The organism is Bacillus basilensis (genome assembly GCF_050630465.1).
GTDB classification, from domain to species: Bacteria; Bacillota; Bacilli; order Bacillales; family Bacillaceae_G; genus Bacillus_A; species Bacillus_A basilensis.
This window is the reverse complement of record NZ_JBNTQO010000016.1, coordinates 50,124-63,168: the sequence shown is the minus strand read 5'-3', so window position 1 is coordinate 63,168 and position 13,045 is coordinate 50,124. Positions and strand designations below refer to the sequence as shown.

Here is a 13,045-nt window from a genome sequence, read left to right as displayed (position 1 = left end):
CGGGTTGATTAAAGTTTCACTTTATGAGAATTTTATTCTCAAGTTTGTGATATCATGATTATATAATTCAGAATTTTATAGAAAATAATCGGTTGAAATACTTATAATAAAAGTAAAAAGATGATGAGATGGTGGAATGATGCAAAAGAAAAAACGTTGGCGCGAATTCTTTGGAACAATTGCAATTGCATGTTTATTGGTATTTTTGGCGAAAATTTTTGTGTTTTTTCCTACGACTGTAAAAGGAGCATCTATGAGGCCAACGCTACAAGATGGGGATAAGGTGATTGTTAATAAGTTGGCAAAGCAATTTGAAAGCTATGAGAGAGAAGACATTATTGTTGTGAAGACGGATAATTTTTATGTAAAAAGGGTTATTGGTTTGCCTGGCGATGTCATTGAGGTGAGAAATGATCAATTATATGTGAATCATGAAGTGATAGAGGAAGCGTATTTGTATAGTAATAAAAAACAAGCTGAAAAAAAACTTATGAATTTAACAGAGGACTTTGGACCAATTACAGTTCCTAAAAATAAGATTTTTGTTATGGGAGATAATCGCTTAATAAGCAGAGATAGTAGAAATGGTTTAGGACTTATTGATAAAGCGGATGTATTAGGAGAATTAGCAGCAATTTATTATCCATTTGAACATATGAAAATAATGAATTAAATTAAAAAACCAAGCAAATTTTAGTTTGCTTGGTTTTTCATGTTAAATCGTAGGAGATTCATTAAATTCATAGACGTCTTCATTGTTTCTGTTCGTACTTAAAACGAATTTGTGCTGCAATAGTTGCAGTTTAAAGAATGCTAACGGATCGTGATAAGTTTCTGGGTTGCTTCTTAACGTTGCTAACGTTTGTTCGTCTTCCTCTATTTCAAGTTGAGCTGCTTCTACATTTTGTTTCAATATGCTAAGTGGATCTTTAAAGAACATCATGATATCTCGTTCTAATGCGCCTTCAAATACTTCAAATTGAAGGAAGAATTGTTTTGAAATCATTTGAGCAATTTCCGTATAATCTTCCGTTTCAATATATTGTTTATATTTGTTTGCGAGCATAGATTGATTTTTTTGCATGTTACCAAATAGTTTTCCCGCACTCTTTAAGAAAAATTGTGTCGGTGTAAAGCGTAATAAAATATTGATGTTCGATACTGTAATTCTATTTGTCATGCGTACAACATCTCGATGCCAATCATCTAATAATTTGAAATCGCAAGGAAGTTTCATGCGTTCTTCTTTATATAATTTATTAAACGTTTCACTCATTTCATCTAAATAAGATTGAGCTTGAATAAATTCATTATGTGCTGTTTCAATCCACTCTTGAATAAACCCAGTAAATTTAGGAAGAAGCACTTGCTGTACATGTTTTTGAATTCGTTCGTTCATTGCAGTATTTAATTCTTCATGAACTAATTTGAAATCACTATCTTCTTGAACAAGGTCAGAACAGCTCTGTAATAATTCGGGAATTTGAGAATGGATATCTCGTGTAATTTCTTCTTTTGTTAAAAGATAAGATTCTGTAATAGAACGAATTTTATCTTTTTCAAGAGCAGTTAGATTGTTAATAAATCCATTTAGTTTCACTGAGATATGTTTATTCCATCGTACTGATTTCACTAATGTATTTTCTAATTCCACACGTTCACTTACAAGGTATGCGATTGTCTTTTGAGTAAACCATATTAGTTTTTCTATACGTTCTTGTTCCATATCGCGTCCAGCTAGATTAGAAAGAATAGACTCTGTCACGTCCCCAAGTTGCTGGCTACTCTCTTGTGAAGGAGAGTATGGGAAGAACTGTGCATTTGGGAAATGGACTTTAATCTTACTTATTAACTTTTCATTATTGGTCGTATTATTTGTGTGTAATACGAAATGAATTTGTAAATTTGGCACTTGTTCACGTAAATAAAGTAATGTATCAAGCTCTTCCCGATGTAATGGTGAAGCAGAATTTAATACGTAAATAAGGCTATCTGCTGCTTGTAAGTATTCAAAATATGGGCTGTTTTTATCCACTTGCCCTTGAACAGATGGCGTAACAAGAAATGCAAATTTATTTTTTCTTAAAAATCTACTTGGTAACTTAATTTCTATGCATTTTTTCTCAAGTTCTGACTCCGAAGGTGTAGCCATTATTTGATGGAATTCATCAAAGTTCGGTATCTTGTGTACATCTAACGCAGTGAATTCTGTTATTTCAGTTTGGCTATCATCTTTAAATAGAATAGGAGTTGTTACAGTCTCAGTTAAGATGTTCTCTCCTAATATTGAATTGATGAATGATGATTTATCATGGTCACTAGTTCCCGCTATTAGTAATTGTGTAACATTTAAATCACATAGTTCATGAACGAGTAACGTAAATTGATGACTTAAATCCACATCGTTTTTTTCAGCCCATACAGCAATTGTTTCGAATAAATGAGAAACGGTTTCCATATTTACATTTGTTTCAGCTGTTGAATTAGAGAGTAGGGCTCCCGCACTTTTTACGAGTAATGACTCTAAAGTTGTAGGTGAAACTTCATTCCACGCTAATACTGCAGCAGATACAAATAGGGCATCTTTTGCTTTCGTTAAACTAAACCAATTTGTTAATAGGTCGGGTACAAGTCCCTGCATTTCATGCATGAAATGCTCACCAGTAATTAATTCAAAGTACGTATCTTGATAGCGTTCAACAATTTCATGCCAATCGTCATTGTTGTCTGTCTCAATATGCAAGAATAAATGATTTATTGTTTGAATCCAAGGTAGATGTAATTTTTCATTTTGATAGCTGTTCCAAAGAGCAATAACAAGTTCTTTAAATTGGACTTGATCAATTGCATATAAAGCTTTTAAAGATTCATAGAAATATTCTGGTTTACTTTGTTTCGTAAATCCTTGATTCACATAATTGATTAGAGTATCGAACCAGTGTAATGATTTTGTTCGAATTCCTTCTTGAACGGCAAGTTCAATAGCGTTATTCCAATCTTCTTGTTTTTCATAGAATGAGCGAGCAATTGTAGTAATGTTTGGATAGTCAGGTTGAAATGCAACAGCCTCACTAATTGTCTTAAAGGCGAGACCTAAACGATCTTGTTCGATGTAAAGAGAAAGAAGTTGTAAGGAAACTTCCATTGTAAGAGTTGTATCTTCAGTTTGGATAGATTGATAAATTTCTTCTGCTTTTGGTAAGAAGCCTAGTTCAAAATAAGAATCTGCAATATTTTTGGTTGCCCAAAGTGAAAGTTCGTTATTTACTTTCTCCCATTTAAATATCGCTGCTTCAAAGTCTTTATTTTGGTAATAAAATTCACCTTGAGCAAAGCGGATATTAGAAATATTGGAGAATTCATTTGTAGATTCATTTATATATGCTTCACCGAGTACTTCCGATACTGGAGTAGAAGTTTCTTCTGTTAAAAATGTTTTATAGTAAACCTTTTGGATAAATTGATTTTCAATGGTCATGTTCGTTCCCCCTGTATAATTTAGAAAAATGATGTTGTATGTAAAGGGTGCATGTTCTTTTAATAGGTAGAAGTTGCATTATATCGACCAAACTATGTATTTGCTAGGTATATCATTTTTCCTGAGAGTTAAACCGTTGCGAAAAGTAACTTTCCTTTATTGTAACAAAAAAACAAGCATATGAATTTTTATTTTTTAATCCTGTTATTTGTGGATAGTAAGACTGGCGCTTCGAAAAGCGGTGAATATAAGGGAAGGAGGCGGGAGTCTGGCGCACGATTGATGTGTACTAAGAATGAGCGAGGATGAACAAATCCTCACCGATTAATGGTTCACATTCTTCCTGCTAAAGAAATGGATAGAAGTAGAGTTCATTATAAAAACAATGTATAGTGAATATGTATACCATGTTTGTCTGAAAGATAGAAAGGGCACAATGTGGAATAACGATCGTACATAGGATGTGTCTTCCGAATGGAACAACATATTGGCGAGTTAATCGCACATTATGGGTATTTTGGAATTATAATAGCTTTGGCCGGTGGGATTGTTGGATTACCGATACCAGATGAGTTTTTATTGACCTTTGTTGGTTATAACGTTTCAAAAGGAGTTATGTCAGGAACTGCTGCGTTTTTAAGTGGGATGGCTGGTGCAATGTTAGGCATTACATTAAGCTATATATTAGGTTTGAAACTTGGACTCCCTGTTTTAAAAAAATATGGGCCGAAAATTAGAATTAAGGAACATCACATTGAAAAAACACATATTTTATTTGAAAAATATGGCCCATTTCTTTTAATGATTGGTTACTTTATCCCGGGAGTGCGTCATTTAACAGCATATTTTGCTGGGATGTCGAATTTAACGCTTTGGCGTTTTTGTTTGTACGCTTACGGTGGTGCGCTTATTTGGATAAGTGTTTTTATTGGACTTGGCTGGAAGTTGGGAGAGAAGTGGCGTTTCGTTGAGTATAGTTTACATCATTATGGCATATGGATTATATCCATTTCAGTAGTTGTTACATGTATTGTATGGTTTTACATAAAGAAAAAGAAAAACCGCGAGTAGCGGTTTTTTTAGCTGAAAGCAATAAATAGTACACCAGCTGTAATAAAGACAACACCAATACCAGTCATAAAGTTTAACTTTTCGCCGAGTATAATCATAGCGAGAATGATAGAAAATACGACGCTTAGTTTATCGACAGGAGCCACTTGTGAAACTTTCCCTGTTTTGAGGGCAAGAAAATAAAATAGCCATGACGAAGCACCAGCAACCCCGCTTAATGTGATAAAGAGCAGTGCTTTTTTATTTAGTAGTACGTCGCCAATATTTTGAAATTTACCTTGTATAATAATAACGCCTACCATAAATAATGCCATAATAATAGAACGAACCGTCGTAGCAACATTGGCATCGATTCCATCTAAACCAATCTTACCGAAAATAGATACAAGGGCAGCAGCAATTGCTGATAATAGTGCGAATAAGAGCCATGAACTCATAGTAAAATCCCTCCAATCTTACATTATTATACATGAAAACCATTCTCATGTATTAATAATGAAATAATCCCCACCTTATATTTTTAATAAGGTGGGGATTATTATACTACTCTGCAATTTCCTCATATAAAAAGTACGTTACATTATAAATATGTTCTACTTCATCGTCTGTCATAAACAATAATTCGTCACGCTCAATCCCTTTTTTCTTTTCGATAAACTCAATCATATTTTTGCGTTCTTCTCTTTTCATCAATTTTATTTCTCCTCTCAATCTGTTTTAATACAGTTTATTTAAGTTACTGCTATTATATAACAGAATCTTTAGAAAGTTCCACCTATTTTATTGTTTTTTTTAGAAGAACTTTTCGACAAAACAAGCCCACCTAAAGGGGGCTTGTTTTATTTTATAGTCGTAAAAACTCGGGCTCCGTCGTACCGGCACCATCGATGTAATAAATTGTGTCAGGATTGATTTTTATTAATACGTAATTAGGGTCTTCAGGACCGAGTAACCAACGTTTTAAGCTATTATTCCAAAACTTATTTTTTAATGTGGAGTCTTCCTCGATTGAAGCTAAGCCTTCAACTTCAATATAATCTTCATCTAATTTTTTTCCTTCTCGTCCAAGTAGTACATGGACATTTGGGTTGTTTTCGATATCTGTTATCTTTTTTGATTGTCGATCTGTTGCAACATATAGTACAAAATCTTCGTGGAAAAACATCATAAAGGCACTGTGCGGCTTATCGTTACGTACAGTTGATAATACACCAGTTCTTTGTCCTTGAATAATTGTTGCGATTTTTTCTTTTAAGTGCATATTTTTTACCTCTTTTCCTAATTTATATTTTCTTTGTTTAAACAAGATAATTTAAATATCTTTCATACTGTTTTCTTCAATCCGATTTTTTAAACGTAATTGTGATGAAATCGGACAAGTTAGGAGAAGAATAATAATAATACTGAGGAGAAATACATACGATGGAAGGATGAAAAGCATGTTTAATAAAATATTTCTTATAGTAGCGCTTATAGGTGTACCACTGTCTGTACTTGGAAAAACATTTCATTGGCCCCAAACAATTATGTTCGCTGTGTATTGTATTACGATTATCGCGTTAGCGGGTTTTATGGGGAGAGCGACAGAAAGTTTGGCAATTGTCTCTGGACCTAGAATAGGCGGATTATTAAATGCTACTTTCGGTAATGCTGTTGAACTAATCATTTCGATTTTCGCACTTCAAGCGGGATTAATTGAAGTGGTATTAGCCTCTTTAACAGGATCTGTACTTGGAAATTTACTATTAGTAGGGGGACTATCTTTCTTTGTAGGAGGTCTTAAATACAAAAGACAAAGTTTTAATGTGTATGATGCAAGGCATAATTCAGCTTTATTAATATTTGCTGTTGTTGTAGCCTTTGTTATTCCAGAGATCTTTTCAATGAAGATGGACGCTGGAAAGACATACCAATTAAGTATAGGTGTTTCTATTATTATGATCATTATGTACCTTGCTGCCTTGCTATTTAAGTTAGTTACGCACCGCGGTGTATATCAACATAAAAGTGATGAAGTCGCTCATGAAGAAGAGCCAGAGTGGTCAAAAGGAAAAGCGTTACTCATTTTAGCGATAGCGACAATTGCGGTAGCTTATGTGTCAGAGGCGCTTGTGCATACATTTGAAACAGTCGCGAAATCATTTGGCTGGTCAGAACTATTTATAGGGGTTATTATCGTTGCGATTGTTGGAAATGCAGCGGAACATGCATCTGCAATTATTATGGCTTATAAAAATAAAGTAAATATTGCAGTCGAAATCGCAGTAGGTTCTACATTACAAATTGCCATGTTTGTTGCTCCTGTATTAGTACTGTTATCCATGTTTTTTGCAAATAGGATGCCTTTAGTATTTACCATACCAGAACTTGTTTCTATGATTACAGCTGTTTTCTTAACGATTGCGATTTCAAATGATGGTGATACAAACTGGTTTGAAGGAGGCACTTTATTAGCGGCGTATGTCATTATGGGAATTGGTTTTTATTTATTATGAAAAATAGGCATAACAATTGTGCTGAGAGAAAACAATAAACAAAGTAGTATATACCTTTACGTAGGAAGGAGCCAGACAGGTGAAACGAGTATACAGCATATGTCTTTCAACTATGGTCTCGTTTATTCTATTATTTCCTAACATGAGTTTTGCAAAGACAACGGTAGAAACAAAAATGCCTTCATCTGTTTTAAATATTTCTAAAGACAATACGTTTCCAAATGATGCGCAAGATTTGCCGCGTTTACAGCCGAGTAAGTTTGCTCAAGAACTATTGAAAACAGCAAATATTAAAATTGAAAATCCGGACTTAATTCGAATGTTTAACGAAACGACCATTTCGAATGCGCCGCTTGCGGTAGGGTACCGAGCGAAGATTTATTTAGGTCAATGGGCTTTGAATTATGAATCGGTTGATACATCGATTAATTGGGAATATAAACAAGTAAATCGTAACGTATACGATAATCGCGGAGGAGATCGCCTATATCCGCTACGCTATAAACAAGAAACGCAGAAGACAGTTGAAGGCGATTTAACAGCGGATATGAAAGATGCTACAGATGTGAAGAAAATGATGCTTCTCAAAGCACTTGAAAAAGTACAATTACCACTTTCATTTAAAACGACCATTGGTTATGGTACTGGGCATGAGCGAGTATATAATATTAGTCCGAGTCAACTCGGATATTTATACGCTTATACACCAGCGGTAAATGAAAAAGGAAAAGTGACATTTGGAGAAGTATACCTTGTATTAAAGGGAAATCAAAAAAGACTTGTTGTGAAAAATATTACCTCTCAAGGAATTGGAGCGGCAATTCCAATTCATGATCATTTATTCTTTAAATTCATTTCTTCTTCTCACTCGCAATAATATAAAAAAAACGTCAGCTTATAAGCTGACGTTTTTTTATAATGTAATGTTTGCTGTTTTTGATAAGAAATCTTCTGTCGGATAGTAGCTGTTTTTTACAAGAACATTCGGTCCAAGGCATTTTACTGCAGGACAGTGACAGCTTAATGATTTTGCTGTTTTTGAAGCACTCCATTTATCATAAGCTTCTTGTAATGTGTTTGTTTGTATGTTTCCTAGAAGGGGAACGTCACCGAAATCAGTTACGATAATATTACCATCAAAAATGTTTACATTTAAGCGTGAACGACCATCCGGATCGTTACGAACAGTTACATTTTTGCTCTCTTGTAATTTCTTAAATGTGACGATGTCTCGCTCGTCATCACTGCAAGCATAGAAAGGTAAAGTTCCAAATAACATCCAAACATTTTCATCGCGAATTTCTAGTAAATGCTCAATTGCATCACGAATTTCAGCTTTTGTTAAAATTTCTAGATTGCTTGCAAAATCACTCGGATACATCGGATGTACTTCATGACGTTTACAGCCCATTTCGTCAACGATTTGACGATGAATATGTTCAATGTGTGGTAGAGTTCGTTTATTCAGCATCGTTTCGGCTGATACGAGTACACCTGCATCTGATAGAGCTTTACTATTTGTAATCATTCGTTCAAATAACTTTGCACGTTGTTCATACGTAGGTTTACGCTCCATCATTGCAAATCCACCTTCAACGAAGTCATCAATTGTTCCCCAGTTATGAGATATATGCAATACGTCTAAATAAGGAATAATTTGTTCGTAACGTGCTAAATCTATAGTTAAGTTTGAGTTGATTTGAGTGCGAACGCCTCGTTCATGGGCATATTTTAAGAGTGGTGTTACATAGTTGTCGACGGATTTTTTTGAAAGCATAGGTTCTCCGCCAGTAATACTTAAAGAACGTAAATGAGAAATCTCATCTAATCGTTTTAATAAAAGATCCATCGGAAGCGGATTCGGGTCTTTCGGCTGTAACGTGTAACCAACAGCGCAATGCTCACAGCGCATATTGCATAACGTCGTCGTTGTAAACTCAACATTTGTTAATAGTAGTTTGCCGTACTCTTCAAGGTCCATATACGCTTCCCATGGATCGTAAGAAGGAGTAATCGGCTTCATTTTTTGTGATATCGTCATATGAAATACTCCTTTGACTATTGAAATAACAATTTGTCCATTCTCTATAATAGAAGAATATGTGCTTTTTATAAAGTGAAACTTTTTTGTGGAAAAAGAGAGAGGGCTTACATTCGAATGAATTACTGTGACAAAATTCATGAAATTACATATCCATAGCAATCATTTTTGCGGTATAATAAAAGCAACTCGAATTAAAAGGAGAGTGCCTTCATGGGAAAAGCAATTCAAGATAAAGATACACAATTAGTATATTTAAAAGAACGTTTAAATATGTTCATTGAAGTAATTGATACAATTGAACCTGAAGAAGTAGAGTTAGAAGATGTAGATCGTCTTCTTGCAATGCTAGATGAATTAGAATTAAAATGTGAGCAATTTAAAAAAGACGAATAATATATTAAAAAGGCTGCCAACTTCAATTTGGTAGCCTTTTTCTGTGCGGATAATAGAAGGACGATAGAAAAAGAGGTATAATCAAGTTGTGAAAAATTTCATTTATGCTTTAATAGCGTGAAACAAATAAAAAGCTGAAGAGTATAACAATGAGATTTTCATCTCATAACGTTTTGGTAGCGTTCACAATTGAGGGGGAAGTAACAATGGAAAAGCTTCAAGAAAGCATGTATCAACTAATTGTTGAAACGTCAACGAACTTACCGAAAGATGTTCGTCGTGCGATTCAACAAGCGAAAGAGCGAGAAAATGCAGGGACTCGTTCTGCGATGGCACTTGGCACAATTACAAATAATATTAAAATGGCTGATGATAACATATCGCCAATTTGCCAAGATACAGGGATGCCAACGTTTAAAATTTATACACCAGTTGGTGTGAATCAATTAAAGTTGAAGGAAGCTATCTATAATGCGCTTGAGCGGGCGACAAAAGATGGTAAACTTCGTCCCAATTCTGTTGATTCTCTTTTCGGAGACAATAGTGGAAATAATTTAGGACCAGGTACACCGGTTATTAAGTTTGAACAATGGGAAAAAGATTATATTGATGCACGTTTAATCCTAAAGGGTGGTGGCTGTGAGAATAAAAATATTCAGTATAGCTTACCATGTGAATTAGAAGGACTTGGACGAGCTGGCCGTGATTTAGAAGGGATTCGTAAATGCCTTCTTCATGCAGTATATCAAGCGCAAGGTCAAGGGTGTAGTGCAGGTGTAATTGGTGTTGGTATCGGGGGAGACCGCACATCAGGTTACGAATTAGCAAAAAATCAATTATTCCGTACATTAGATGATGTCAATCCAATCCCAGAGTTACAAAAACTTGAAGAGTACGTATTAGAAAATGCAAATAAGCTTGGCATTGGTACGATGGGATTTGGTGGAGAAACAACTTTACTTGGTTGTAAAATTGGTGTCTATAATCGTCTGCCAGCTAGTTTCTACGTATCTGTTGCGTATAATTGCTGGGCATATCGCCGTCTTGGAGTAACAATCCATCCTGAAACAGGTGAAATTATGGATTGGCTATATCAAGAAGGTGAAGATACACTTCAGCAAGAAGCGCAAGAAAAAACAGAACAACGTGAGATTGTATTACAAGCACCAATTACAGAAGAGCAAATTCGTGAACTTCGCGTTGGTGATGTTGTAACAATTAATGGCATGATGTATACAGGTCGTGACGCAATCCATAAGCATTTAATGGATAACGATTGTCCAGTAGATTTAAATGGACAAGTTATTTATCACTGTGGTCCAGTTGTCGTGAAAGATGAAAATGACAATTGGCAAATTAAAGCGGCAGGTCCAACGACAAGTATTCGTGAAGAACCATACCAAGGTGATATTATGAAGAAATTTGGTATTCGCGCTGTCATTGGAAAAGGCGGTATGGGTGCGAAAACATTAGCGGCTTTAGAAGAACACGGCGGTGTATATTTAAACGCAATCGGTGGTGCAGCGCAATATTATGCTGAATGTATTAAAGAAGTGAAAGATGTTGATTTCTTACAATTTGGTATTCCAGAGGCAATGTGGCATTTACGTATTGAAGGATTTAAAGCAGTTGTAACGATGGATTCTCATGGTAATAGCTTACATGCAGATGTTGATAAAACATCACTTGAAAAATTAGCGAGCTTTAAAGAGCCAGTATTTAAGTAAACAAAAATGCATCTCGAATGATTCGAGATGCATTTTTTTGGTATATATAGAAAAACATGTTCAGCATGAAAGAATGCACGGCAACAGAAACTACAAGTACGATTATATATGGAAAGGAGACTATTTATGAAACATAAATGGTTATATATCGGTCTCATTTTTTCAATTATGATGGCACTTGTTCCAGTTTCAACATTGGCTTATACAAATACTCCACATAACTGGGGAATTCCGCGTCCTAAAAATGAAACAGTACCAGATGCAGGGAAACTGTATACAGAATTGCTACAAAAAAATGGCGGATTTTATTTAGGGGATACGAAGAAAAAAGATATTTATTTAACATTTGATAATGGGTATGAAAATGGATATACAGGCCAGATTTTAGACGTATTAAAAGAGAAAAAAGTACCAGCAACCTTCTTTGTAACAGGGCATTATATTAAAACACAAAAAGATTTATTGTTAAGAATGAAGGATGAAGGACATATTATTGGAAACCATTCGTGGAGTCATCCTGATTTTACAGCAGTAAATGATGAAAAACTTCGTGAAGAATTAACGAGTGTAACGGAAGAAATTAAAAAAGTGACCGGGCAAAAAGAAGTGAAATATGTGCGTCCTCCGCGCGGTGTATTTAGTGAAAGAACGTTAGCCCTTACGAAAGAAATGGGCTACTATAATGTATTTTGGTCACTTGCATTTTTGGATTGGAAAGTGGATGAGCAAAGAGGATGGCAATATGCGCATAATAATGTTATGACGATGATTCATCCAGGATCTATTTTATTACTTCATGCAATATCAAAAGATAATGCAGAAGCACTTGCGAAAATCATTGATGATTTGCGCGAGAAAGGGTATCATTTTAAAAGTCTAGATGAGTTAGTAAAAAGCAATCAACCGTAAGCATGTATGCTTGCGGTTTTCTCATGCTATAATGATGTGTAAAAAGGATGGGGAAACGTATGTGGAGCGAACATGTTACGTTAGAGTATCCGTATCATTTTGAAGAAGTATTAAAACGTTTATCTTTTGATCCTCTTAACGTCATTCAATTAGATGAGAAAGTTATTTATGTCCCGCTTTGTATAGACAAGGAACAGGTTGTTGTTCGCTTACAAGGGATTGGTACTGTTCAAAATCCACAGTTTTGGATTTCTAGTCAGACAGGAAATCCGGAGAAAGTCATGAAACGAATGAGGGCCATTTTTCATTGGAATGAACCGTTTCAAGATATACAAAATCATTTTTTAAACACATCATTACGTCCACTATTTGAAACATATGCTTATACTCCAATTATTTTAGAATTCGATTATTTTGCATGTTTACTTCGCTGTATTATTCATCAACAAATAAATTTGAAATTTGCTACTGTGCTGACAGAGCAATTTGTAAAACGATATGGAACAGAGAAGAACGGTGTATTCTTTTTCCCTACTCCAGAGATAGTAGCAAATATTTCAATTGAAGAATTGAGAGAGCAGAAATTTAGTCAGCGAAAAGCTGAATATATGGTAGGATTAGCAAAGTATATTATAGGTGGTAAGTTAGATTTAACTAGAATAGAAAACGAAACAGAAGAAGGGATTGCAGCACAATTGTTACCAATTAGGGGGATTGGTGCATGGACAGTGCAAAACTTTTTAATGTTTGGGCTTGGACGGAAAAATATGTTTCCGAAAGCAGACATCGGGATTCAGCGTGCAGTACAAGGTGTATTTCAATTAGATGATAAACCGGGTGATGCGTTTTTAGAAAACGTGAAACAAGAGTGTGAACCATACTGCAGTTATGCAGCGTTATATTTATGGAAAAGTATAGAGTAGAGGTG

At 34.8% G+C, this 13,045-nt stretch carries 13 protein-coding genes; 8 read left to right on the top strand and 5 right to left on the bottom strand.

Going from position 1 to position 13,045, the window contains the following annotated elements:
- The first annotated feature begins 136 nt into the window (after window positions 1-136).
- Window positions 137-673 (top strand): signal peptidase I, encoded by a 537-nt coding sequence (gene lepB, locus ACQVV1_RS23235; RefSeq protein WP_309259661.1) that lies wholly within the window; start codon window positions 137-139, stop codon window positions 671-673.
- A gap of 42 nt (window positions 674-715) precedes the next feature.
- On the opposite strand, the gene ACQVV1_RS23230 is transcribed toward lepB, so the two are convergent.
- Complete coding sequence (locus ACQVV1_RS23230; RefSeq protein WP_242256203.1) at window positions 716-3,478, bottom strand: tetratricopeptide repeat protein; 2,763 nt, start codon at window positions 3,476-3,478, stop codon at window positions 716-718.
- A gap of 474 nt (window positions 3,479-3,952) precedes the next feature.
- On the opposite strand from ACQVV1_RS23230, the gene ACQVV1_RS23225 reads away from it, so the two are divergent.
- Window positions 3,953-4,549: a DedA family protein gene (locus ACQVV1_RS23225; RefSeq protein WP_063221660.1), complete on the top strand. Its 597-nt coding sequence runs from the start codon at window positions 3,953-3,955 to the stop codon at window positions 4,547-4,549.
- A gap of 8 nt (window positions 4,550-4,557) precedes the next feature.
- On the opposite strand, the gene ACQVV1_RS23220 is transcribed toward ACQVV1_RS23225, so the two are convergent.
- The 3 genes from ACQVV1_RS23220 to ACQVV1_RS23210 all read right to left on the bottom strand — a co-directional run bounded on the left by ACQVV1_RS23220 (window position 4,558) and on the right by ACQVV1_RS23210 (window position 5,810).
- Window positions 4,558-4,986, bottom strand: a complete 429-nt coding sequence (locus ACQVV1_RS23220) for an EamA family transporter (protein ID WP_000100306.1) — start codon at window positions 4,984-4,986, stop codon at window positions 4,558-4,560.
- A 106-nt stretch (window positions 4,987-5,092) separates the two neighbouring features.
- Window positions 5,093-5,239 (bottom strand): BH0509 family protein, encoded by a 147-nt coding sequence (locus tag ACQVV1_RS23215; protein WP_000817786.1) that lies wholly within the window; start codon window positions 5,237-5,239, stop codon window positions 5,093-5,095.
- A 154-nt stretch (window positions 5,240-5,393) separates the two neighbouring features.
- Window positions 5,394-5,810: a pyridoxamine 5'-phosphate oxidase family protein gene (locus tag ACQVV1_RS23210; RefSeq protein WP_000550210.1), complete on the bottom strand. Its 417-nt coding sequence runs from the start codon at window positions 5,808-5,810 to the stop codon at window positions 5,394-5,396.
- Window positions 5,811-5,988: 178 nt separating this feature from the next.
- Here ACQVV1_RS23210 and cax point away from each other — a divergent pair, with 178 nt between their 5' ends.
- A complete protein-coding gene (cax, locus tag ACQVV1_RS23205) occupies window positions 5,989-7,044 on the top strand; it encodes a calcium/proton exchanger (RefSeq protein WP_063221661.1) in 1,056 nt (351 codons plus the stop codon).
- 79 nt (window positions 7,045-7,123) lie between these two features.
- Window positions 7,124-7,921, top strand: a complete 798-nt coding sequence (locus ACQVV1_RS23200) for a YfkD famly protein (protein WP_060629413.1) — start codon at window positions 7,124-7,126, stop codon at window positions 7,919-7,921.
- A 36-nt stretch (window positions 7,922-7,957) separates the two neighbouring features.
- Here the strand turns inward: ACQVV1_RS23200 and yfkAB are convergent, their stop codons facing one another.
- Window positions 7,958-9,085, bottom strand: a complete 1,128-nt coding sequence (gene yfkAB, locus ACQVV1_RS23195; protein ID WP_431169571.1) for a radical SAM/CxCxxxxC motif protein YfkAB — start codon at window positions 9,083-9,085, stop codon at window positions 7,958-7,960.
- Window positions 9,086-9,298: 213 nt separating this feature from the next.
- On the opposite strand from yfkAB, the gene ACQVV1_RS23190 reads away from it, so the two are divergent.
- From ACQVV1_RS23190 to ACQVV1_RS23175, 4 genes are all read left to right on the top strand, one after another.
- Window positions 9,299-9,481: an SE1561 family protein gene (locus ACQVV1_RS23190; RefSeq protein ID WP_000513558.1), complete on the top strand. Its 183-nt coding sequence runs from the start codon at window positions 9,299-9,301 to the stop codon at window positions 9,479-9,481.
- 206 nt (window positions 9,482-9,687) lie between these two features.
- Window positions 9,688-11,208, top strand: a complete 1,521-nt coding sequence (fumA, locus tag ACQVV1_RS23185) for a class I fumarate hydratase (RefSeq protein ID WP_242256201.1) — start codon at window positions 9,688-9,690, stop codon at window positions 11,206-11,208.
- A gap of 126 nt (window positions 11,209-11,334) precedes the next feature.
- Window positions 11,335-12,117, top strand: coding sequence for a delta-lactam-biosynthetic de-N-acetylase (gene pdaA / locus ACQVV1_RS23180; protein WP_242256199.1), 783 nt, complete (start codon window positions 11,335-11,337; stop codon window positions 12,115-12,117).
- Between the two features lie 59 nt (window positions 12,118-12,176).
- Window positions 12,177-13,040, top strand: a complete 864-nt coding sequence (locus ACQVV1_RS23175; RefSeq protein WP_431169570.1) for a DNA-3-methyladenine glycosylase family protein — start codon at window positions 12,177-12,179, stop codon at window positions 13,038-13,040.
- The last annotated feature ends 5 nt before the right edge of the window (window positions 13,041-13,045 follow it).

Excerpts from the sequence above, each read along its gene's own strand:
- lepB (WP_309259661.1), top strand. The coding sequence starts at position 137 with ATGATGCAAAAGAAAAAACGTTGGCGCGAATTCTTTGGAACAATTGCA.
- ACQVV1_RS23230 (WP_242256203.1), bottom strand. The coding sequence starts at position 3,478 with ATGACCATTGAAAATCAATTTATCCAAAAGGTTTACTATAAAACATTT.
- ACQVV1_RS23225 (WP_063221660.1), top strand. The coding sequence starts at position 3,953 with ATGGAACAACATATTGGCGAGTTAATCGCACATTATGGGTATTTTGGA.
- ACQVV1_RS23220 (WP_000100306.1), bottom strand. The coding sequence starts at position 4,986 with ATGAGTTCATGGCTCTTATTCGCACTATTATCAGCAATTGCTGCTGCC.
- ACQVV1_RS23215 (WP_000817786.1), bottom strand. The coding sequence starts at position 5,239 with ATGAAAAGAGAAGAACGCAAAAATATGATTGAGTTTATCGAAAAGAAA.
- ACQVV1_RS23210 (WP_000550210.1), bottom strand. The coding sequence starts at position 5,810 with ATGCACTTAAAAGAAAAAATCGCAACAATTATTCAAGGACAAAGAACT.
- cax (WP_063221661.1), top strand. The coding sequence starts at position 5,989 with ATGTTTAATAAAATATTTCTTATAGTAGCGCTTATAGGTGTACCACTG.
- yfkAB (WP_431169571.1), bottom strand. The coding sequence starts at position 9,085 with ATGACGATATCACAAAAAATGAAGCCGATTACTCCTTCTTACGATCCA.
- ACQVV1_RS23190 (WP_000513558.1), top strand. The coding sequence starts at position 9,299 with ATGGGAAAAGCAATTCAAGATAAAGATACACAATTAGTATATTTAAAA.
- fumA (WP_242256201.1), top strand. The coding sequence starts at position 9,688 with ATGGAAAAGCTTCAAGAAAGCATGTATCAACTAATTGTTGAAACGTCA.
- pdaA (WP_242256199.1), top strand. The coding sequence starts at position 11,335 with ATGAAACATAAATGGTTATATATCGGTCTCATTTTTTCAATTATGATG.
- ACQVV1_RS23175 (WP_431169570.1), top strand. The coding sequence starts at position 12,177 with ATGTGGAGCGAACATGTTACGTTAGAGTATCCGTATCATTTTGAAGAA.